Origin of the sequence: Methylocystis sp. L43 (assembly GCF_015709525.1) — a bacterium.
In the GTDB taxonomy this organism is placed as follows: domain Bacteria; phylum Pseudomonadota; class Alphaproteobacteria; order Rhizobiales; family Beijerinckiaceae; genus Methylocystis.
This window is the reverse complement of record NZ_JADNRA010000036.1, coordinates 219827-239979: the sequence shown is the minus strand read 5'-3', so window position 1 is coordinate 239979 and position 20153 is coordinate 219827. Positions and strand designations below refer to the sequence as shown.

The following is a 20153-nucleotide window of genomic DNA, read 5'->3' as shown; positions in this document are numbered from 1 at the left end:
AGCATTGGTCCGGCGCACGCGTGGCGCCATTTCCTGAAAAATCTTCAAACTGCCTGTCACCCTCGCCGGATGCGCGCCTTTGGCGCGACGCTTCCCTCTTCACCCCTGCGCGCCGCCGCGTTGAGCCAAGCTGGGAACAAAGCGGACTTCCGCCGGATTTCCCTTGGGGCGCTCGGCTCGAGCTGAGACGCAGCTGACGCTAGCCCGCTTCAGGTCGCCGGCTTCCGAGGCTGAGGGAATCGACTCATGGTCCGTAGTCCAAGCATCTTCCTGATCGCTTTCGCGGCGTTTGGCGTTGGCGCGCTTGCGCAGGGCGAAAACGCGTCAGCCGCGCAGCAAGAAGCGCCGGAAGCCAGCCAGAAGCAGCGCGCCTGGATCAAGGTCTCTTCGGCGCAGAGTCTTTTGGATCAGGAGCTCATCAGTCGAGACGGCCGGCGCGTCGGCCGCATCGAAGCGGTGATGCTCAACCTCGCGAGCGGAGACGCTGTTTTTGCGGTCGCCTCGCCCGAGGGCGAAGGACGCGAAAGCGCGAAGCGGATGCTGATTCCGTTTGGCGCGCTCGCGCTCCAATTCTGGTCTCAGGGACCCATTCAGATTGAGCACGCCTACGACAAAATCATTCAGGACAGTCCGCGTGTCACTGTCGACAGACTGAAAGATTGGATGAATCGCGACCGAGTCGCCGAGAGCTACCGCCGATACGGCGTTCCGACTCCCTACGGCTATGTTGTGCCTCCGGACCCGAACCGCGAACGCCTCCCGGATCGCTACCTTCTGGTTAGACCTGATCGCGTTCCTGGTCCCCTTGCCAAGAAGCAGCAAGCCGATCGAACGCTCGCCGATGAGCTGCGTGGGGCGCAGGTACGCAAGCAGAACGGCGAAATAGTCGGCGAAGTCGAATATGTGATGCTCGATCTGGGTAACGGCAGGGTCGCCTTTGTGCTCGTGTCCGAGGGAAACACTTGGACTCCCATCCCACTCCAGGCGTTCGCATGGTCTTCGGACAAGGGCCTGACGGTGTAAGGCGCTACGTCGCCGGACGCGTTCCAGCCCGCGAGCAAGACCGGCCTGCCAACGCGGGTTGGGCGCTCCGAACTCGAAGCGCTCTACAAGCGATTCGATCTGCGTCCCTATCAAGAGCAAAGCCGACTGAACTGATCTTGCTCAGCAGGCTGACTTTAACGCAGCGTCTGGCAGGGGGCGATAAAGACAGCTGCAAGGCTCGACCACAACACGCCGGCGCTCGACAGCAGGATCAGCAGCAACGTCGCGCGCATCTGAAATTCCGCTGACAGGGCGACATCGCCGTCGCTCTCCACCACATAGCGGCGCCAACGGCGCGCCGCCCGCGCGAGGAAAACCAGAAGCGCAAGCGCGACGCCGCCCGCCAAAATCACACTCGCCCGTATGATTTGCGGCTCCCGGGACCAGCCGAGAACGCACATCAGCGTGTGTCCGCCATAGACGAAAAGAAAATGCAGGCCCCAGACAATCGGACCGGCGAGCAGAAAGGCGATGATCGTCGTCAGCGACCAGCGAGCATGCGCAGCCTTGCCTGCATGCGACATCGTCTACTCCAGCATTCGCGGAAAGCCATAAATGAGCAGAAATCCAAGGAGCCCTTGCGCGGCTGTGTAGTAAGCGAGCAGCACAGCGCTTTCGAATGATATGCGCCGCTGCGCATCGAGTTTTCCGGTAAAGAGACGCGCCAGGGCGAATCCGGTCATCACCACGACAGTCGCCACGAGCTGCCCTGTCAACACGATCGCTAAATAGACCATCGCGCCATAGGATGTTTCACCCGGCCGTAAGCCGGATTGCCACTGAGCATAGCCCTCTACCGCAAGGCCGCCCACGAGGCATGAAGCGCCGGCAATCATCAGGAGCGCCGCCGGTAGGCTGATCGAACCGGGTTTTGGAAGCGCACGATCGGCCATTCTGAACGCAAGAATGCTGAGAAGCATCAGCGACGCGCCGGTCGCCGCCCAGCGCAGGTCCGGAAGCGGCGACGCGCCAACGACGGGCCAGACTTGCGGGCTGACGGTCCAAAGATAGAGGTAAGAGAAGACGAACGCGATGTAGAGCGATCCCGCCACGAGGATCAGCACGATCATCGCCCACCATGCGTGCGACGAGGGTCCGGACATATAGGTGGGCAGACTGATCCCGCCGCCGATTTCGACGCGTCCGCGCGGCGGCGGGTCGAGCTGCCAGCACCAGACGAGCGTGGCGAAGATGGCCACTGCGCCGCAGACAAGCGCGATCGCAACGGCCTTCACCGTCAGCAGCAGAAAGAAAGCGGCCGTGAAGACCGCAGAAAACATGTGCGCCCAGCCGGGTCCCGGCATTTCAAGGAGATATTCCGGGCGGGCCTCAATGGGCGAGGTGACGATCGTCTCGCGACGGCCGGTTGCGGCGTTCGGCAGATAATAGGCGCCCGCGGCGACGTCTTCGGCGAGATTGGCTTGATCCCATAGAGGGTAGCGACTCGTGACGATCGGAACGCTGCGCATCGAATAGAGATCGCTCGGCAGCCATTCCAGCGTTCCGGCGTCCCAGGGATTGGTCTGCGTTCTCTGCGTCTCCCAATCGCGTCGGAAACGCACAAAAAGATCCACGACGAACACCAGCACGCCGAGCGCGAGAATGAAGGCGCCAATGGTCGACGTCATATTCAGCGCGTCCCAGCCCATGGCGCTTGGATAGGTCCAAACTCGCCGCGGCATGCCGAGGAGACCGGAGATGTGCATGGGGAAAAAGGCGACGTTAAAGCCCACGAACATCAGCCAGAACACGTAGCGCCCAAGCGGCTCCGAAAGCCGGTTCCGACTGATCATCGGATCCCAGTAGTAGAAGGTCGCAAAGAGCGGAAACACCATGCCGCCGACGAGGACGTAATGGAAATGCGCGACGATGAAATAGCTGTCATGCGCCTGGAGATCGAACGGAACGACCGCCACCATGACGCCCGTCAGACCTCCGACCGCGAAGATGAAAAGAAATCCGAGGATGAACAGCGATGGCGTGGTGATTCTGAATCGATCGCGCGCCGAGGCGATGGTCGCGATCCATGAGAAGACCTGAATGCCAGAGGGCACTGCGACCGCCATGCTCGCCGCCGAAAAGAAGCCGAGGCTCAGCGCCGGAATGCCGGTGCTGAACATGTGATGCACCCAAAGGCCGAAGCTGAAGAAGCCCGTGGCGATCAAAGCGACGACAATCAGCCGATAACCGACGAGCGGCCTTCGCGCCATCGTCGGCACGATCATGGATACAAGACCGGCCGCGGGGAGGAAGATGATGTAGACCTCCGGGTGCCCGAAGAACCAGAAGAGATGCTGCCACAGCAACGGATCGCCGCTCTGGGCCGCATTGAAGAAGGGCCAGCCGAAGGACCGCTCGATCTCGAGCATCATCGTCGCGAGGATCACGGCGGGGAAGGCGAAGACAATCATCGCCGCAAAGACCAGCATCGACCAGCCAAAGAGCGGCATCTTGTCGAGCGTCATCCCCGGCGGCCGCGTGCGCAGCATCCCGACGATGATTTCAATGGCGCCCGCAATGGCGGATATTTCGATGAAACCGATGCCGAGCAGCCAGAAATCGGCGTTATCTCCAGGCGAAAATCTTGTCAGCGTCAGCGGCGGATACATGAACCAGCCGCCGCTCGGCGCGAGTCCATAGAAGATCGTCGAGAAGAACACGAGGCCGCCGATCACATAGGCCCAGACGGCGAAGGCGCTGAGCCTTGGAAAGGGCAGGTCGCGCGCGGCCAGCATCTGCGGCAGCAAAATGACGCCGAGCGCCTCCATCACAGGCACGGCGAAAAGGAACATCATCGTCGTGCCATGCACGGTAAAGATCTGGTTGTAGAGATCCTGTCCGATGAAGCGATTGTCGCCGTGCGAAAGTTGGACGCGCATGATCAGCGCCAGCACGCCCGCGAGCAGAAAGAACAGAAAGGCCGCGCCGATATAGATGACGCCGACGAGACTGTTGTTGATCTCGCTGATTTTTCGCCACCCTGGCGGATAGGCCCAGACGCGCTCAAGCTCTTCAAGTTCGCCTGGCGGCCGCGGCGTTTCGTTTGGAAGGCGCTTCGGGTCGCTTTGTCCTTCAGGCATGGGCGCGCGCTCTAGGCGCCGTCCGGGCGATAAATCCGCGCGCGCGAGCGATTGTCCTCCATGTCGAAAAGCCACCGCGAGGCGATGGAGACCCCGGTGAGGACATAGCTTGCCGGGCAGGCCGCCAGCATCAGCAAGCCGGCAAGGCGCTGATCCGCCAACATTGTCTCCGTGGTCGTTCCCCAACTCGCAGCGCTTGTGTCGAGAACGCGCGGCGCGAACACGAGAAGCACGCCGAGAAGGCAGGCAAGCTTGCCGGTGATCGCGAGCGCCGCGACGCCGCGCCAACGCGCGACGCCGGTATCGCCGAGAATCGCCAGCCAGAACAGCAGGGCGGCCGCCAGCAGCGACGCGTGCATCAGGAGATGCGCGGTCGGATGCCGCTCGACATAGGCCGACGCCCCCGGCGCATGCCACGCATAGAGCAGGGCAAGCTGCGCCACGGTGACAATCGCCAAGGCGCGACCGGTCGCAAGGACCGGCGCCGATGTGAAGCGCATCCACAGCACAGCCAGAAAAGGCGCGAGCGCGCTCATGAGCAAAATGTGCGTCGCCATGTGAGACGCGCGAGGCCCGAGGCCCGGACCCGCGGAAGCGGCAAGTCCGACGGCGCAGACGACAATCCCCGCGACGACGATCTTCGACCGCGAGTCCCAAGCGGCTTGGGCGGGGCGCGCGCCGTCCGCCGTCGATGCAATCGCCAATTTCGTTCTGCTCATCGCTTCGTTGGTGCGAGTTATGAATAGGGACCATATTGGCCAGCGCGCCGGTCAATCCAGAGCTTGCGGCGGCTATTGAAACGTCTGCCCCGTCGCCTACTGTGTAAACTTGGGGCGGCAAGCGGCGTAGACGTGGACAAATTTCAGATACTTCCCCATCTCGCGGCGCTTGCCGGCGCCTATGCGCTCGCATTGCCGATCGGCTGGGATCGGGAGCGACAGGAGCGCAGCGCTGGGCTCCGTACCTTTCCGCTCGTCGCTCTTGCCTCCTGCGGATTTGTCCAGGCGGCTGAGCAATACATGGCGAATTCGCCTGACGGCATGGCGAGAATCATCCAAGGCGTCATCACCGGAATTGGTTTCATCGGCGGCGGCGCCATTCTCAAGCAAGGCGCGGCGGTTAAGGGAACTGCGACGGCGGCGAGTCTGTGGGCCACGGGCGCTATTGGCGCCGCGGTCGGTCTCGGCAGCTACGACGTTGCGGTTGCGATCGCGATTTTCACTTTTGTGACGCTCAGGGCGATCACGCCGCTCGAAAATAACGTGCCGGTCGACGACGATTCGCGCGCAAACAAAGATTCCCGCGTGAACAAAGATCCAAGCTCATAGAATTTACCGCTGCGTCGCGGTTTCGCTCACGCAGAAGCGCTGGCGCGATGGCGGCTGGGGAACCGCGTCGGCGGCGCCGAGGAACATCGACCACGTCTCGGGGTTCTATCGCCTGACGAAACGGGACTGAATCATGGAGTTTCAGTTGGACGCAGCCTGGGAGCGGCTTCAGAACATTTGGCAGGGGTTCGTCGCAATTCTGCCGAACCTTGCCTTCGGACTCTTGGTCTATTTCGTCGTTTACCTGTTCGCCCTGGGCGTCGGACGCGGCGTCGCAAGGGTCGCGACCCGTTCGGGACAGCCTCGACACATCGTCAAGATTTTCTCCAGGCTGGGTCGCGGCGCCGTTAACCTGATCGGCGCGATCATCGCCCTGTCCGTTGTCCTTCCTTCGCTCGACGCCGCTTCCGTGTTTGGCGCCCTCGGCATTGGCAGCGTGGCCGTCGGCTTCGCGGCGAAGGACATATTCCAGAATATGCTCGCCGGCATACTCTTGCTGGTCACGCGGCCATTCCATATCGGCGATCAGATCGTTAGCGGCCCGCATGAGGGAACCGTCGAGGACATTCAAATCCGCGCGACTCTGCTGCGCACCTATGACAGTCGCCGCGTCGTGATTCCGAACAGCGAGCTTTATACCAATCGAGTCGTGGTCAATACCGCCTATGAGGCGCGGCGCATTCATCTCATGATCACGATCGGCGTGAGCGACGAAGTCGACAAGGCGGGCGCAGTCATCCTTTCCAGTATCGCGAAAGTCGACCGCGTGCTGCACGAACCGAAGCCTGTCGTGCTGTTCCAAGGCCTTGGCGATTTCGGCGTCAATCTGGAGGTCTGGATCCAGCCGACGATCATGCGCGAGGTCGTCGAATCGACCGACGAAGTCTATCGCGCCATTGCGCCCGCTTTAAAGGCGGCCGGCGTCGACATGCCGTTCCCGACCTATCAGATCCTCTTCCACGATCAGACTGAGGAAACAGACGGGGAGCGCGGGCGTCAGCGCGAAGGTTGGCCGCCGCCGAGCGGAACTGCGCCGCCGCGCAAGCAAAGGCGCGATCAGGCGGCGACGCCGACTCGAGCCGGCGAATTGTTTCACGGCGGCTAGGCGACCGCTTTGCTTTGCATGAGCCCTGTGGAGAGCGGAATGGATCACTCGCAGCAAACGCAACAGGTCACGCAGACGAGACTGCTGGCGATCGTCGCCTTCTTGCTCGTCGCCTTTGCGTTGAGACAAACCTACGCCGTGACGATGCCGCTCGCGGCGGCCTTTGTCGTGATCGCCGCTGTCTGGCCCGTCAAACCATGGCTGCAGCGCTATGTGCCGGAGACGCTCAGCAACATCGGCACGATTCTGGCGCTGCTCGCGGTGCTGGCGGCTTTCGCCGGCGCCATTTCCTTTTCCGTCGCTCAGATTGGGCAGGCTTTTGGCGATAATTCTGAAAAGCTGCAGCAGCTCTACGAAAGGGTCTCCGCTTGGGTGCAGGGCTGGGGCGGCTCGATCGGCGGAGTCGGCGGCTACGGCCGGATGATCGACTTCGCACAACAGACGCTCACGAGCGTCTACAATGTCATTGCCTATATCGGCGTCATTGGCGTGCTCGTCGCCTTCGGTCTCCCTGAAGTTGCGAATCTGCGTGAGAAGATCGGACAGCAACTCGGCGGGCGTGAAAGACGCGAACTCGTCGACGCCGTCGACACGACCGCCGGGAAAATCCGCCAATATTTTTGGGTATTCACCCTGACGAGCATAATCACCGGCGTGGCGACCCTGGTCTGGTCGCTGGTTCTCGGCCTGGATCTGGCGATGGTCTGGGCGCTGCTGAATTTCCTGCTCAATTACGTTCCGGTGATCGGCAATATCATCGGCATACTGCCGCCGACGCTTTATGCGTTCATGCAATACGATGGCTGGACGGCGCCGACGATCGCCTTCCTGGGCTTTACGGCGATTCAGATCGTGATCAGCAATGTCATCACCCCTATGCTTGAGGGCCAGCGATTGTCGCTGACGCCGCTGGCGATTATTGTTTCACTCCTTGTCTGGACCTGGATCTGGGGAATCGCCGGCGCCTTTATCGCCGTTCCGCTGACATCCGCGCTGATCATCCTCTGTCAACATTTTCCGAGCGTTCGTTGGATTGCGACGCTGCTCTCGGACGATCAGGCGGAGAGCGCCGCCTCGCCGGAGGAATCCGAGATGGCCACTCGCCGCTCCGCCTGATGACGCAGTCGAGGCGCGGCTGATCCGCCCTCGACCTTGGAGGCGTCCTCAGGCGATGAGGCAGGCGTTGCTCTGCAGGTGGCCGAGCACGCGATCGACGTGCTCGGTCGCGCAGAGCGCGATGTCCGCCGGCTCGACCACTGTCTGGCCGGCCCGCTGAAAGGTCACGCGGCCGGAGTCCGCTGCGGCGATCGTCGCGGCGATCAGGGCCTCACGGTCGGCGCCGCCGTCGAGCAGCGGCGTCACCACCTGGGCGACGACATCGAGGCGAATCGGCTCGTGGCGCAGATTGGCCGAGTGCAGAACGCCGGCGGCCGCGTCGGCGCGCAGCATGGGGCAGGCGACAGGCTTCTCCGAAAGCGACCGCGCCATCCGGAAGGGCTCAGTCGAGGCGGTCACTAAGCCGACGACCGCCATGCGCAGCAGCGCGTCGGCGATTCTGGATCGCATCGCCTCGTCAACCGGGGCGCCGCGCACCTCCATCGCTGCGACGATGTCGTCGACCGAACTCGACTCGGGCAGGCGCGCGACGAGTGCTTCCATGGCCTTGCGTACATCAAGGTCCGGTGTGGAAAACCACGCCCCCGAGCCGTCGGCAAAAAAGGCCGTGCCTTCCTCCTCGCGCGAAAAATTGAAGTCCGCCCGGGCCATGAAATGCAGCCCATCGAGCGCGTCCGGCATAATCTTGCGGACGCATTTGCCTTCCCGCTCTTTGTGGATGAGCAGGGTCTGCCGGAAGGTCCGGCCGGTGAAAATGTCCATATGCTGCTCGAGCGACACCTGATTGTCGCCTGCGAGCGCGCGCAGCAGAGGCGCCGCGGCCGGATTCATATTCTCGGGCATCATCGCCGAGAGGGCCGCCTCGCCGAGATAGGCCAATCCGCGGCCTCCAGCGCTCGCCATGAACTCCGAGAAACTGCACGGTTCGTTGCAGTCTTCGAGAAATTCGTGGCCGATGTAGGAGTCGTCAGCGTTTCTCAGGTTATTCGCCTCGGCGCGAAAGATTCGGCCCCAGGTCGTCTCCGCCGGCGTGTTCTGCTCCAAAAAGGACAGCATTTCGCGGGCGCGGGCGACGCGCTCGCGCAGCGAGCCATGCGGCCCGACGTGCAGCCCCAGCGCGTCGCGCAAGGTCTGCCGCAGCCGCCATCCAGGTTGAACATTGTAGCTGATGAAGGCGACGCCGTTTGGCGCCAGATTGTCGCGCGCGATCCGCAAAATGGCGTCGCGCACCTGCTCGGGCACCCAGCTGTAGACGCCGTGGCATATAATATAGTCGAAGCCGCCGTCCTTGGAACGAAGTTCGGTCAGACTCTGACGGCGCAGATTGATGTTGGAGAGGCCAAGGGCGGCGACTCGCTGCTGGCCTTCCTCGATCTGCCGCTGCGACAGGTCGACGCCCAAAAAATAAGCGTCGGGGTGGCGGGCCGCGAGTGGAATGAGATTGCCGCCGGCCGCGCAGCCGAGTTCCAAAACGCGGGCGCGCGAAAGGTCGGCCGCCTGCAGTTTGAAGATGCGGGCGATTGCGCCGAGCCGCGCCGGATTGGTTTGCGGAAATGGATGCGAGACATAAGGAAGATCGTCGTAAGAAGCGGCGTTACGCGCAATGGCGGCCTGCACGGCCGTGCCGAAGTGAGTCGTCATAAGCAAGATTCCAGAGCCTAAAGGAGTTTCATTCTCCACTTGGCCCGGCGAATTTGCAATGTCGCGAGATTCGCGTCGCGCTCATCGGTCGAGAATCGGTCGTTAACCGTCTTCAACCGCAAGAGTCGCTCGTTAACGATATTCGAAGAAGGCAAGCCGCCCGTCAGGAGTCGACTTACGTAGTTCTACTACGCCACATTCATGGTGTGGCGGCTTCAGCCGTTCACTTCAATGATTTGCGATTAGCTGGCAAGTTCGTTGCGCTTTTCTGCGCGCCTCCCGCACTGTCTCCAATTTATCACAGCTGCCCGAAATGTGGTCAAAGCTCGCGCCAAACAGGGCGTTCTTCGTTGACTGTGCATGGCTGGATAAATTTTATTCGTCGGGACCACTTCTCCGCGGCTCGGCAAAAATCGCGGTTCGGTGCTCTTCGCAGTCCTAAGGAACGGGAACTGATCATGACCAACCTGTCTCAGAAACTCATCAAGCCCAAAAATGGTTCCATCGCACTCCGCCGCGCTCTGATGGGCGGCTCCGCCGCCGTCGCGATGGGCGTCGCCTTCGCCCCGACTTCGGCGAGCGCGTTTGAATGCGTGAATTCGATTTTCGGCGCCGGTCCGATTTTCACCGGCACCGACGGTGGCCTCGCCTCAAATACGGCCTGCGGCGTGGACGCGACGGCGACCGGCAAGGAAAGCACGGCGGTCGGTAACGACACCAAGGCGACGGCTCCCGGCTCTGTCGCGCTCGGGTCGGACACTGACAACAACGGCATCGGCACTTCGGCCACGGGCAAGAACTCGACCGCGGTCGGCGGCGACGCCTTCGCCTCGGGCGTCGGCAGCACGGCCGTCGGCGGCGATAACGGCAAGAATGGCGCATCGGGCGCGACGGCGGGCGGCGCGGACTCGTCCGCTTTCGGCGCTGACGCCGAGGCTCTCGGCGATGGCGACACGGCCCTTGGCGCCGCTTCGAAGGCCGAAGGCACCGAGTCGGTCGCGATTGGTCATAACGCCCAGACGACGGCGGCGGCGCGCGAATCGATCGCCATCGGCGGCGGCCCCCTCGCGGCTAACGCCACCAAGGCGACGGCGCATGGCGCGACGGCCATCGGCACGGGCGGTAACATCGATCCGGGCGCGCAAGCGAACGGCGAAGGTTCCGTCGCGATCGGCGGAGTCACGTCCGCTGGCGGCACGCCGGGCGCCGTTGCGAACGGCAAGGGCGCGATCTCGATCGGCAACCAGTCGGTCGCCGGTGCGGACAGCTCGACGGCGATCGGCGGCAGCAGCAAGGCCAATCTGGCTGGCGCGACCGTCGCGAAAGGCGCAACGGGCGGCACTGCGATCGGCGGCGGCGACGGCACGACGGCTGGCGCCAAGGTTCTGAGCAAGAACAGCATCGCCATCGGCACTGGCGCCGAGGCTGGCGCCAACGGCCCCAACGCGATCGCCATTGGCACCAACGCCAAGGCCACCGACTCGGTCGCGATCGGTCTCAACACGACCGCGTCCAACAATGGCACCGCTGTCGGCGACGGCTCGGTCGCGAACGGCAAGTTCAACTCTGCTGCATATGGCACCAACGCCAAGTCCACCGCCAACTCCAGCACGGCCCTCGGCTCCGGCACGCAGGCCTCGGGAGATTTCTCGACGGCGATCGGCGGCTCGAACGCGAAAGCGACCGGCCTCGAGGACGTCGCGATCGGCGCCAACACCACGGCGAGCGGCACGTTCTCGACCGCGGTCGGCAACAACAACAACACGTCGGCGTTCCAAGCATCGGCTTTCGGCAGCGGCAACAACGCTTCGAAGGACCAGGCTACGGCGATCGGCGCCAATAACTCCGCCACGGGAAATGACTCGACGGCGGTCGGCTCCGGCAATACTGCAACCGGGGCCAATTCGTTCGCAGCCGGCACTGGCTCGAAAGCCATCGGAACCAACGCTGTCGCCATCGGTAATGGCGCGTCGGCTGGCGCCAAGGGCGCTGATGCGATCGCGATCGGCACCGGAGCTACGGCGACCGACTCGGTTGCGATCGGCAAAAACTCTCTGGCGTCTGGCAGCGGCACGGCGGTCGGCGACGGCTCGGTTGCGACAGGTCTCTTCTCCTCCGCCTATGGCTTCGGCGCCACGGCGGCGGGCAGCCTCGCGTCGACGGCTATGGGTTCTGGCGCCACATCCAACAACAGCGCCGGATCGGTTTCGATGGGCAACCTGGCGAATACCGACAACAGCGCCGGTTCTGTGGCGGTGGGCCTTGGGGCTAATTCCGCTGGAACGGCTGGCTCGACCGCGCTCGGCGCGGGCGCGAACAACAATGGCTTCAATGGCTCGACGGCTCTGGGTCTTGGCGCGACCAACAACGCCAACAACCAGATCATGCTCGGCACGGCGGCCACCACCTACCAGGCGCCTGGCATCACGTCTGCCGCGAGCCTGGCCTCGCAGGTCGGCGTGACCAAGTTCACCACTACGGACGCCCAGGGTCATCTCGCGACTTCGGCCTTCGGTCCGCAGGACATTGCCGGTCTCCAGGCCGGCGTGTTGGGCCTGTCGCAGAGCGTGTATGACCTCGGCAGATCGGTGCAACGCGGTTACGAAGGCACGGCTGTCGCTGTCGCGCTCGGCGGGGCCAGCTACCTGCCGGACCACAAATGGTTCTCGGTCACCGGCAACTTCGGCACCTTCCGTGGTCAGTACGGCCTTGCCGCTCAGGCGCAAATGCGCGTGAACGACTGGATGGTGGTCAATGCCGGCATCGGCGCGGGTCTGAAATACGGCGGCGTCGCCGGTCGCGCCGGCGTGACCCTGGCCTGGTGATCATGATCGTGAAGATCAAGCACATAATGCTCGCGGCCCTAGTGGCCGCGAGTTTTTTTCCGACGATGGCTTCGGCGCAATCGCCAAAGCCGGCTCCTAAGCCTGGGCCCTCAAGGCCGGCGCAGGCGCCCAGGCCCGCCGAGATCGACAAGAATGGCGTTCTGATTCTAATCCGCTCGACCCTACTTGCGCTCGATCAAGCCAACAAAACCGGCAATTATACTGTGCTGCGCGATCTCAGCGCGCCCGGCTTTCAGACCAATACGGCCGCCCGCCTCGGCGAGATCTTTGCGTCCCAACGCAAAGACAATCTCGACCTCTCGGGGGTCGCCGTGCTGGAGCCGCAGCTCAGCATGCTGCCGCAGATCGAATCGAACGGCATGATGCACATGGCGGGGTTTTTCCCCTCCGTGCCGACGCAGATCCGCTTCGAACTGCTCTATGCGCCGGTCCAGGGCCAGTGGAAGCTGTTCGGCCTCTCCGTTTCGCTGGGATCTTCGGCGCCGGTGGCGCCGAGCGACGCGCCAGCCCCGAGCGCCGCGGCGCAGCCAAAAGGCGGGACGGGACTTCGCTCCTCAGGGCAAAAGCCCTGACGGCGTTTTGAAAAGGAGCGCTGGCAAAGCGCCGGGACGGTTCGCCGCCCCGGCTTTTTTAGTTCAGTTCGGCCAGCACTTGCGGCCGTAAGGGCCGAGATGGAAACCGGGCGGGCAGGGCCGTCCAAAGCGGTAGCCGCCCCATTGTCCGCCCCAGCGGCAGCCGCCATAGGGGCCGCGATGACCATAGGGGCCGCATCCGCCATAAACTTGCACGATCGGCGCCCCCGCCGCCGCACTCGGCGCCAGCGGCATGGCCGCGTGGGCCGGCGCGGCCAAAGCGGCCACGAAAACCAGCGCGAGACCCGTCCTCAATTTCATCTCCAATCTCCTCCTTAAGCCGGTCCAAATGCGGCTTGCGCCGCGTACGAGAATATCTGCGCGCAAACCGAAACTTGGCAATTGCAATTTGCGATTTAGGTTAGTGCCGACACGGCGATGTTCATACAATGTTCTTGCGCTGAGATCGCGCGCCAGCTAAGCTGTTGACGATTGCCGAAAAGAATTTCTCGGGAGCGCACGATGGCGGTGAGGGTGGCGACGGTCGCGTTTGAAGGCGTCGAGGCCCGTCCTGTCGACGTGCAAGTGCAGATTTCGAGCGGCGCGGTCGTCTTCAACGTCGTCGGCCTCGCCGACAAGGCCGTCGCCGAGTCGCGCGAGCGGGTGCGCGCGGCGCTGATCGCTTCCGGTCTGGCGCTGCCGGCGAAAAGAATCACCGTCAATCTCGCCCCCGCCGACATGCCCAAAGAAGGAAGCCACTATGACGTGCCGATCGCGCTTGGCGTGATGGCCGCCATTGGAGCCATTCCCTCCGACGCGCTGGAAGGATTCGTCGTGCTTGGCGAACTGGCGCTCGACGGAACGCTAACGCCGACGGCGGGCGTCCTGCCGGCGGCGGTGGCCGCCAACGCCCGGGGCTTGGGACTGATCTGTCCGAGCGAATGCGGGCCGGAAGCGGCCTGGGCGTCGAGCGATATGGAGGTGATCGCGCCGCGCTCGCTCATCCAGCTCGTCAATCACGTCAAAGGCGCGCAGGTTCTGGCCCCGCCTCAGCCGGCGGTGCGCAGGCTCGCCGCCGATCAGCCCGACCTTTCCGACATCAAGGGACAGGAGACCGCCAAGCGCGCGCTCGAAATCGCCGCCGCCGGCGGCCACAACCTTCTGATGAGCGGCCCTCCGGGCGCGGGAAAATCGATGCTCGCCGCGCGGCTGCCGTCGATCCTGCCGCCGTTGACCCCGCGCGAATTGCTGGAAGTCTCAATGGTTCATTCGGTGGCGGGGCAGATCGCCGGAGGCGAACTGACCGACCGGCGGCCATTTCGCGCGCCCCACCACTCCGCCTCGATGCCGGCGCTGGTCGGCGGCGGCTCCCATGCAAAGCCTGGCGAGATTTCGCTCGCCCACAACGGGGTGCTTTTTCTGGACGAATTGCCGGAGTTTCAACCGCAAGTTCTGGACAGCCTGCGCCAGCCGCTCGAGACGGGCGAGGTGGCGGTGTCGCGCGCCAATCATCGCGCCGTCTACCCAGCGCGTTTTCAGCTTGTCGCGGCGATGAATCCGTGCCGTTGCGGTCATGCGATGGATCCGGGCTACGCCTGCAAGCGCCAACCCAACGAACGCTGCGTCGCGCAATATCAGGCGCGGCTTTCGGGGCCGCTGCTCGACCGTTTCGATGTGCAGATCGAGGTGCCGGCGGTGACCGCCGCCGATCTCGTGTTGCCGCCGCCGAGCGAGAGTTCGCGGCAGGTCGCGGCGCGCGTCGCGCGGGCCCGAGAGATTCAGCGCGCCCGTTACGACGCTCTCTCCCTGCCAAGGGTCGCCGCCAACGCCGCCGCGCCGGCGGCGGTGATCGAGCGCGTGGCGCGTCTCGACGCCAGCGGCACAGCGCTGATTCGGGACGCCTCCGAGCGCTTCGGCCTGACGGCGCGCGGGTTTCACAGGGTCTTGAAGCTCGCGCGCACGATCGCCGATCTCGACGGCGCTGAAACCGTCGGCCGACCGCATCTCGCGGAGGCGCTTTCCTATCGCGCGGGACTTGCGTTCGGGCGCCTTGCGGCCTGATATGGGCGCATGTCCTTAAACCATATTGTGATTTTGGCCGCGGCGCAGCTCGTCATTCTGATGCTGGCGGCGTCCATTTACATTGCCCTGCGCGGGCGTGGCCGCGAAAAGGTCGAGGCCGAGCTCGAATCGCTGCGCGACGAAATTTGGGAGCTGCGCGCCGCCGCGGCGGCTCGCGACAGAGCGGAAGCCGCCAGTCTCGCCAAGTCGCGCTTTCTCGCAGCGGTCAGCCACGAATTCCGCACGCCGCTCAATGGCGTCATGGGCTTGGCGCAGCTTCTCGCGATGACCAAGCTCACCGCCGAACAGGCGAGCTATGTCGAAGCGATCGGCGATTCGAGCCGTTCGCTCTCGCAGCTGATCGACGACATTCTGGACTTCTCCAAGATCGAAGCCGGCAAGTTCGAGCTACGCCACGAAGCCTTCGCGCTCGCGCCGTTCGTCGAAAGCGTGGTCGAATTGCTGGCGCCGCGCGCGATGGCGAAAGGGCTGGAGCTTGCCAGCGTCATCTCGCCCGATACGCCGCGCGAGATCGTCGGCGATCCGGCGCGACTTCGGCAGGTGCTCGTCAACCTCATCGGCAACGCCGTGAAGTTCACCGAGCGGGGCGGGGTTGGCGTGCGCGTCGCGCGAGAGGGCGCGCGGCTGCGCTTCGAGGTGCGCGACTCCGGGCCGGGCGTGCCCGAGGCGGCGCGCGAGGCGATTTTCGAGGAATTCGAGCAGGCCGATCCTTCCGAGAACCACCCGCAGGCCGGCACGGGGCTCGGCCTCGCCATTTCTCGCCGTCTCGTCGCCAGGATGGGCGGCGCGCTGGCGCTCGTCAATTCAACGGACAGGGGCGCCGTTTTCGCCTTCACGCTTCCTGCGCCGCCGTTCAGCGAAGACAGGGCTGCGGCGCCGCTCTTCGGACTTAAGACGCTGATCGTCGCGCACAGCATCTTCGAAGCGCCCTATCTCGCCGAGAGCTTACGATTCGCCGGCGCCGAAGCGGAGATCGTCGCGGCCGAGAATGCGCCGTCAGCGCTGCAAGGGCCGCGTCAGAAGCCCTTCGACGCCGTCATCGTCGACTGCGCGCTGGGCCCGCACATGACCGCGCAATTGGCGAAAGTCGCTCGCGACGCGCAGGCGGGACGACTGTTTCTGCTCTTCTCGCCGATCGAACGGCGGGCCTTCGGCGAAGACGCCCTGTGCGATTTCGACGGCTGGCTGGTCAAGCCGGTGCGGATCGCCTCGCTGATCGCCCGTCTCTCGCCAGAGAGCGCCAATGCGCCGGCGCCTGCAGACGACGCGCCGCCGCAGGCGCTCGCGGGCGTGAACGCGCTTATCGCCGAAGACAATGAGATCAACGCGCTTATCCTCACGCGCCATCTCGCAAAGCTTGGCGCGAAGGTGACTCGGGCGGAAAGCGGCGCGCTCGCGCTCGCCCGCGCCCGCGAAGCGATCGAGGGCGCGGGCGCGCCCTATGACGTGATCGTTATGGATCTTTTCATGCCGGATTTCGACGGACGCGAGGCGAGCCTCCGCATTCGTGAGGCTGAGGCGCGGGCGGGCGCGCCGCGCACGCCCATATTGGTGCTCACGGCCAGCGCGCGCGAGGAAGACGAGCGCGCCGCCCGCGCCGCCGGAGTCGATGCGTTTCTCACCAAGCCGGTGGAGTTTGCTTCGCTCGCGGCGACCATCGAAGAGCTGAGATTGGCGCCGCGTCGCCGCAGCGCGTCCTCGTAGAGCAGGTTCCGAAAAAGTTGAGCGATTCCGTATCGATCACATGATTCGATGTGATCGGAAAGCGCTCTAACCGCCCTGTGGCGCGATGACGCCGAACCGTCCTGATTGATAGTCGGCGAAGGCCTGCCGCAATTCATCCTGCGTATTCATCACGAACGGGCCTTCTTGCGCCACGGGCTCGTCAATCGGTTCGCCGCTCATGATGATCAGCTTCACATCATTATTGGCTTCGAAGACGATGTCGCCGCCTTCCTCCTCGAATACGACAACATCCGTCGCGCGCGCGATCTTCTCGCCATTGACTTCGACCGTTCCCTCGAGAATCGCGACGAGCGCCGTATGGCCTTCGGGCAGCGTGAACCGGGCGCTCTTTCCCGCGTCGATCCGCACGTCCCACAGGTCAATCGGCGTCGCGGTTTGCGCTGGTCCGCGATGCCCGTCGAATTCACCGGCGATGACGCGAACAAGCCCGGCGTCGTCCGGCAGATCGACGCGCGGAATGTCCTTGTCGAGAAGCGTCTGGTAGCGCGGCGGACTCATCTTCTCGTGCGCCGGCAGATTGACCCAAAGCTGCACGACTTCGAAGCGCCCGCCCGTTTCGGCGAAGCTTTCGGAATGATACTCCTCGTGGACGACGCCCGAGGCGGCGCGCATCCATTGCACGTCGCCGGGACCGATCAGTCCGCCGGCGCCGGTCGAGTCGCGATGCGCGAGTTCGCCGTCGAGGACGATCGTCACCGTCTCGAAGCCGCGATGCGGATGGGCGCCGACGCCGCGCCGCTTAGCGGTCGGTGAAAAGTCAAACGGTCCCGCATAGTCGAACAGCAAAAAGGGGCTCACCTGCGCGCCATGTTCGTGATGCGAAAACAGCGAGCGTACGGGAAAACCGTCGCCGACCCAGTGCATGGAATCCGGAGCGGGGTAGACATCGATAATTCTTCTCATGATGAAGGCTCCTGCGGCCTATGTGGGCGGCGTCTCGCAAAATGCAAATCGGCGGTTCTTGACGGATTGGACCGCAAAATCCACAAGTCGCCGGACGCGGCGACGTCGGCAGGCAAGGACGGTTAAATGGACTGGATCATCCTTTTTATCGGCAGCATCTGCGAAGTCGGCTGGCTCATCGGGATGAAATATGCGGAAGGATTCACGAGGCTCTGGCCTTCGCTCATCATGGTGTTTTTCATGGCGGCGAGCGTCGGATGCCTGGGCATTGCGGTAAAGACGATTCCGGCCGGCACGGCTTACGCCGCATGGACCGGGACAAGCATCGCTGCGGCCACGCTTGTGGGCGTCTACCTCTTTAACGAACCGACGACCTTTCTGCGTTTAGGCTCGATCGGCCTGATCGTTCTGGGCATCATCGGCCTGCGGCTCGGCGGCGTCGACCTGAAATAGAGATCGCCCGGCGCTCGTTCGAGATGCGTCGGGCGAAAGAAGCGCGGTTGATCAAAAATAGCTTTCGAGCGTTCCGCGCCGGCGCACGTCGAGCGTCGCGCAATGGAAGGCGCCGCCGAACGCCGCATAGTGCAGGAACGAACAGGGGATCGGCTCGTAGCCCCATTTCTCCATCTGACGCATCATATTGGTGTGATGCGGATCGACGATGACGCGCTTCTCGTCGATCATCAGAATGTTCATGCTGAGCCATTTGCCGCACATCGAGGTGATCGCGAGAATGCGGTCATTGATCGGATCCGGCTCAGGCGCGACGAGAATGTCCCATTTCTTCAAAATATCGGGCAGCTCATCGGGATTGATATATTCCGGATTGATCAGCAGGCGCCCGGGCCCGAGCGGCAGAATCGTCGTGTCGATATGCATCGGGTTCGGGCAGCGGCTCTTGATCTCATGGATGCGATAGCCGTCGCCAAGATGGCGGCGCAGCCAGTCGATGCCCATGGCGTTCGTCACATTGGAGCGCGTGACGAAAATATCGCGGCCGCAGCGGAAGAAATCGGCTGCGTCGAACACCGGCTCGAACTCGGTGAGAATGTAGCGAATCTCCTCGCCCTTCTCGGGCAATTTGAAGTTGGGATCGAACAACTCGTCGGTGAGCTGCGGCTTGGGCGCCGAGGTCCAACGCGCGCCGCGCTTAAAATAGTCTTTCAGGATCGGCCGATAGCTGTGCGTCTCGAAATAGCGACAGGGCCAGGCCATGGGCGTTTCCAGAATTTCGTCGCCGAAGACGAGCATGGAGTCGCGCGGGCAGGAATTGCAGAAGCCGCGCGACGACCAATAGGGCGTCGAAAATTTCGCCTTGTGATTGAAGGGCTCCGGCCGCGTCACCGTGACGCCGAGCGATTCGAGCAAAGCGATGAAACCGTCGAGCTCCTGCTGCGCCGGCTCGATCATGAACTTCGGAAAGCGGAAGCCTGCGGCGAGCGATTGGGCGCGCGCGGCCATGCCGGGGATGTTGCAGGTGACGACCGGATGGTCGGAAGGAATCGTCGAGCCTTCGAGGCGGCCGACGATGATCTCCTCCAGTGGATCCCACTCATTATGGGAATTGACCGGACAGTCCGCGGCAATCGCGCCTTCGACAGATGCATGCACATTCATAATGCGCTCCGAATCGTTTCCAATCAGAGACATTTAGCGCTTTGCGCCTGTTCTTCAAACCCTGATAAAAACGCCTTTATTTGTTGAGTTTAACGATACGCCTGCAACCTCTTACTTTCTCTGTTCGGTTAACCAGAGTCGCGGGCGGACTCGCCAAGAGGCGGGGCCGTCTACTCCGGGCGCTCCCAAAGGTTTGCGCGGACTTGCGTTTCCCCCGGCGTTGGGCAATAAACCGCGCTCTACAGAACCGCCCGGCCAGTGATGGGCTGCCGTGGCGGTTCTTTCGCTCGCGCGAACACGCGTCGTTTGGACCAATCCCTGCGGCGCAAACAACAGGGCCCAGAGCCCGGGAGAGCAAAATGCCCAAACTGAAGACGAAATCCGGCGCGAAAAAGCGCTTCAAGATCACCGGCACCGGGAAAGTGGTCTACGCCCAGCAGGGCAAGCGCCACGGGATGATCAAGCGGACGAACAAGCAGATCAGAAATCTGCGCGGAACGGCCGTTTTGTTCAAGACTGACGGCGACAACGTGAAGAAATATTTCCTGCCGAACGGCTGATCGCAAGAGCGCACTTTTTCCGCAAAGGAGTTTCGTCATGGCTCGCGTCAAACGCGGCGTCACATCGCACGCCAAGCACAAGAAGACCCTCAAGGCCGCCAAAGGTTTCTATGGCCGCCGCAAGAATACCATCCGCGCGGCCAAGGCCGCCGTCGATCGCTCGATGCAATATGCGACGCGCGACCGTAAGGCGAAAAAGCGCGTGTTCCGCGCGTTGTGGATTCAACGGCTCAACGCCGCCGTGCGCGAGCACGGGCTGACCTATTCGCGCTTCATCGACGGGCTCGCCAAGGGCGGGATCGAAGTCGACCGCAAGGTTTTGTCAGATCTCGCCATCCACCAGCCCGAAGCCTTCGCGGCGATCGTGGCGCAGGCGAAGTCGGCATTGCCGCAGGCCGCCTGAGACTGACGTCTTTGAACAATTCGAGCCTCCCGCAGCCGGCTGCGGGAGGCTTTTTGTTTTTAATCCGATTATCGGCTGATGCTGCGGCGGATTTCATGCCTCGTGCCGAA

18 protein-coding genes are annotated in these 20153 nt (G+C 63.3%); 11 read left to right on the top strand and 7 right to left on the bottom strand.

The window, feature by feature from the left end; all coding sequences use genetic code 11:
- Window positions 1-246 precede the first annotated feature (246 nt).
- The gene (locus tag IYX23_RS19155; protein ID WP_196394541.1) at window positions 247-1023 is read left to right on the top strand and encodes a PRC-barrel domain-containing protein; all 777 of its coding nucleotides are present in this window, start codon (window positions 247-249) and stop codon (window positions 1021-1023) included.
- Between the two features lie 155 nt (window positions 1024-1178).
- Here IYX23_RS19155 and IYX23_RS19150 read toward each other — a convergent pair whose 3' ends face one another.
- From IYX23_RS19150 to IYX23_RS19140, 3 genes are read right to left on the bottom strand one after another with little or no spacing between them, the layout of a single operon-like run.
- The gene (locus tag IYX23_RS19150) at window positions 1179-1568 is read right to left on the bottom strand and encodes a hypothetical protein (RefSeq protein ID WP_196394540.1); all 390 of its coding nucleotides are present in this window, start codon (window positions 1566-1568) and stop codon (window positions 1179-1181) included.
- A gap of 3 nt (window positions 1569-1571) precedes the next feature.
- Window positions 1572-4124: a cbb3-type cytochrome c oxidase subunit I gene (locus IYX23_RS19145; RefSeq protein ID WP_196394539.1), complete on the bottom strand. Its 2553-nt coding sequence runs from the start codon at window positions 4122-4124 to the stop codon at window positions 1572-1574.
- 11 nt (window positions 4125-4135) lie between these two features.
- Window positions 4136-4843 carry a cytochrome c oxidase assembly protein gene (locus tag IYX23_RS19140; RefSeq protein WP_196394538.1) on the bottom strand — a complete coding sequence of 236 codons (708 nt, stop codon included), beginning with the start codon at window positions 4841-4843 and terminating at the stop codon, window positions 4136-4138.
- 132 nt (window positions 4844-4975) lie between these two features.
- Here IYX23_RS19140 and IYX23_RS19135 point away from each other — a divergent pair, with 132 nt between their 5' ends.
- The 3 genes from IYX23_RS19135 to IYX23_RS19125 all read left to right on the top strand — a co-directional run bounded on the left by IYX23_RS19135 (window position 4976) and on the right by IYX23_RS19125 (window position 7673).
- Window positions 4976-5452 (top strand): MgtC/SapB family protein, encoded by a 477-nt coding sequence (locus IYX23_RS19135; RefSeq protein WP_196394537.1) that lies wholly within the window; start codon window positions 4976-4978, stop codon window positions 5450-5452.
- A gap of 133 nt (window positions 5453-5585) precedes the next feature.
- A complete protein-coding gene (locus tag IYX23_RS19130; RefSeq protein WP_196394536.1) occupies window positions 5586-6557 on the top strand; it encodes a mechanosensitive ion channel domain-containing protein in 972 nt (323 codons plus the stop codon).
- Between the two features lie 39 nt (window positions 6558-6596).
- The gene (locus IYX23_RS19125; RefSeq protein WP_196394535.1) at window positions 6597-7673 is read left to right on the top strand and encodes an AI-2E family transporter; all 1077 of its coding nucleotides are present in this window, start codon (window positions 6597-6599) and stop codon (window positions 7671-7673) included.
- Window positions 7674-7721: 48 nt separating this feature from the next.
- Here the strand turns inward: IYX23_RS19125 and IYX23_RS19120 are convergent, their stop codons facing one another.
- A complete protein-coding gene (locus IYX23_RS19120; protein WP_196394534.1) occupies window positions 7722-9314 on the bottom strand; it encodes a methyltransferase regulatory domain-containing protein in 1593 nt (530 codons plus the stop codon).
- Window positions 9315-9670: 356 nt separating this feature from the next.
- On the opposite strand from IYX23_RS19120, the gene IYX23_RS19115 reads away from it, so the two are divergent.
- Both IYX23_RS19115 and IYX23_RS19110 read left to right on the top strand, forming a co-directional pair.
- Window positions 9671-12139 carry a cell surface protein gene (locus tag IYX23_RS19115; protein WP_348643695.1) on the top strand — a complete coding sequence of 823 codons (2469 nt, stop codon included), beginning with the start codon at window positions 9671-9673 and terminating at the stop codon, window positions 12137-12139.
- Between the two features lie 26 nt (window positions 12140-12165).
- A complete protein-coding gene (locus IYX23_RS19110) occupies window positions 12166-12732 on the top strand; it encodes a hypothetical protein (RefSeq protein ID WP_246716955.1) in 567 nt (188 codons plus the stop codon).
- 63 nt (window positions 12733-12795) lie between these two features.
- On the opposite strand, the gene IYX23_RS19105 is transcribed toward IYX23_RS19110, so the two are convergent.
- A complete protein-coding gene (locus IYX23_RS19105) occupies window positions 12796-13053 on the bottom strand; it encodes a hypothetical protein (RefSeq protein ID WP_196394532.1) in 258 nt (85 codons plus the stop codon).
- 201 nt (window positions 13054-13254) lie between these two features.
- Here IYX23_RS19105 and IYX23_RS19100 point away from each other — a divergent pair, with 201 nt between their 5' ends.
- Both IYX23_RS19100 and IYX23_RS19095 read left to right on the top strand, forming a co-directional pair.
- Window positions 13255-14793, top strand: coding sequence for a YifB family Mg chelatase-like AAA ATPase (locus IYX23_RS19100; RefSeq protein ID WP_196394531.1), 1539 nt, complete (start codon window positions 13255-13257; stop codon window positions 14791-14793).
- Between the two features lie 9 nt (window positions 14794-14802).
- Window positions 14803-16518 (top strand): ATP-binding protein, encoded by a 1716-nt coding sequence (locus tag IYX23_RS19095; RefSeq protein ID WP_196394530.1) that lies wholly within the window; start codon window positions 14803-14805, stop codon window positions 16516-16518.
- 66 nt (window positions 16519-16584) lie between these two features.
- Here the strand turns inward: IYX23_RS19095 and IYX23_RS19090 are convergent, their stop codons facing one another.
- Window positions 16585-17463 carry a pirin family protein gene (locus IYX23_RS19090; protein WP_196394529.1) on the bottom strand — a complete coding sequence of 293 codons (879 nt, stop codon included), beginning with the start codon at window positions 17461-17463 and terminating at the stop codon, window positions 16585-16587.
- A 126-nt stretch (window positions 17464-17589) separates the two neighbouring features.
- On the opposite strand from IYX23_RS19090, the gene IYX23_RS19085 reads away from it, so the two are divergent.
- The gene (locus tag IYX23_RS19085; protein ID WP_196394528.1) at window positions 17590-17916 is read left to right on the top strand and encodes a multidrug efflux SMR transporter; all 327 of its coding nucleotides are present in this window, start codon (window positions 17590-17592) and stop codon (window positions 17914-17916) included.
- Window positions 17917-17967: 51 nt separating this feature from the next.
- Here IYX23_RS19085 and IYX23_RS19080 read toward each other — a convergent pair whose 3' ends face one another.
- Complete coding sequence (locus tag IYX23_RS19080; protein WP_196394527.1) at window positions 17968-19080, bottom strand: amidinotransferase; 1113 nt, start codon at window positions 19078-19080, stop codon at window positions 17968-17970.
- Window positions 19081-19439: 359 nt separating this feature from the next.
- Here IYX23_RS19080 and rpmI point away from each other — a divergent pair, with 359 nt between their 5' ends.
- Both rpmI and rplT read left to right on the top strand, forming a co-directional pair.
- Entirely contained in the window at window positions 19440-19640 is a 201-nt protein-coding gene (gene rpmI, locus IYX23_RS19075) for a 50S ribosomal protein L35 (RefSeq protein ID WP_109025906.1), read from the top strand.
- A 37-nt stretch (window positions 19641-19677) separates the two neighbouring features.
- The gene (gene rplT / locus IYX23_RS19070; protein ID WP_018409162.1) at window positions 19678-20043 is read left to right on the top strand and encodes a 50S ribosomal protein L20; all 366 of its coding nucleotides are present in this window, start codon (window positions 19678-19680) and stop codon (window positions 20041-20043) included.
- Window positions 20044-20153: the final 110 nt, after the last annotated feature.

Coding starts and splice junctions, on each gene's coding strand:
- IYX23_RS19155 (WP_196394541.1), top strand. CDS start 247: ATGGTCCGTAGTCCAAGCATCTTCCTGATCGCTTTCGCGGCGTTTGGC.
- IYX23_RS19150 (WP_196394540.1), bottom strand. CDS start 1,568: ATGTCGCATGCAGGCAAGGCTGCGCATGCTCGCTGGTCGCTGACGACG.
- IYX23_RS19145 (WP_196394539.1), bottom strand. CDS start 4,124: ATGCCTGAAGGACAAAGCGACCCGAAGCGCCTTCCAAACGAAACGCCG.
- IYX23_RS19140 (WP_196394538.1), bottom strand. CDS start 4,843: ATGAGCAGAACGAAATTGGCGATTGCATCGACGGCGGACGGCGCGCGC.
- IYX23_RS19130 (WP_196394536.1), top strand. CDS start 5,586: ATGGAGTTTCAGTTGGACGCAGCCTGGGAGCGGCTTCAGAACATTTGG.
- IYX23_RS19125 (WP_196394535.1), top strand. CDS start 6,597: ATGGATCACTCGCAGCAAACGCAACAGGTCACGCAGACGAGACTGCTG.
- IYX23_RS19120 (WP_196394534.1), bottom strand. CDS start 9,314: ATGACGACTCACTTCGGCACGGCCGTGCAGGCCGCCATTGCGCGTAAC.
- IYX23_RS19110 (WP_246716955.1), top strand. CDS start 12,166: ATGCTCGCGGCCCTAGTGGCCGCGAGTTTTTTTCCGACGATGGCTTCG.
- IYX23_RS19105 (WP_196394532.1), bottom strand. CDS start 13,053: ATGAAATTGAGGACGGGTCTCGCGCTGGTTTTCGTGGCCGCTTTGGCC.
- IYX23_RS19100 (WP_196394531.1), top strand. CDS start 13,255: ATGGCGGTGAGGGTGGCGACGGTCGCGTTTGAAGGCGTCGAGGCCCGT.
- IYX23_RS19095 (WP_196394530.1), top strand. CDS start 14,803: ATGTCCTTAAACCATATTGTGATTTTGGCCGCGGCGCAGCTCGTCATT.
- IYX23_RS19090 (WP_196394529.1), bottom strand. CDS start 17,463: ATGAGAAGAATTATCGATGTCTACCCCGCTCCGGATTCCATGCACTGG.
- IYX23_RS19085 (WP_196394528.1), top strand. CDS start 17,590: ATGGACTGGATCATCCTTTTTATCGGCAGCATCTGCGAAGTCGGCTGG.
- IYX23_RS19080 (WP_196394527.1), bottom strand. CDS start 19,080: ATGAATGTGCATGCATCTGTCGAAGGCGCGATTGCCGCGGACTGTCCG.
- rpmI (WP_109025906.1), top strand. CDS start 19,440: ATGCCCAAACTGAAGACGAAATCCGGCGCGAAAAAGCGCTTCAAGATC.
- rplT (WP_018409162.1), top strand. CDS start 19,678: ATGGCTCGCGTCAAACGCGGCGTCACATCGCACGCCAAGCACAAGAAG.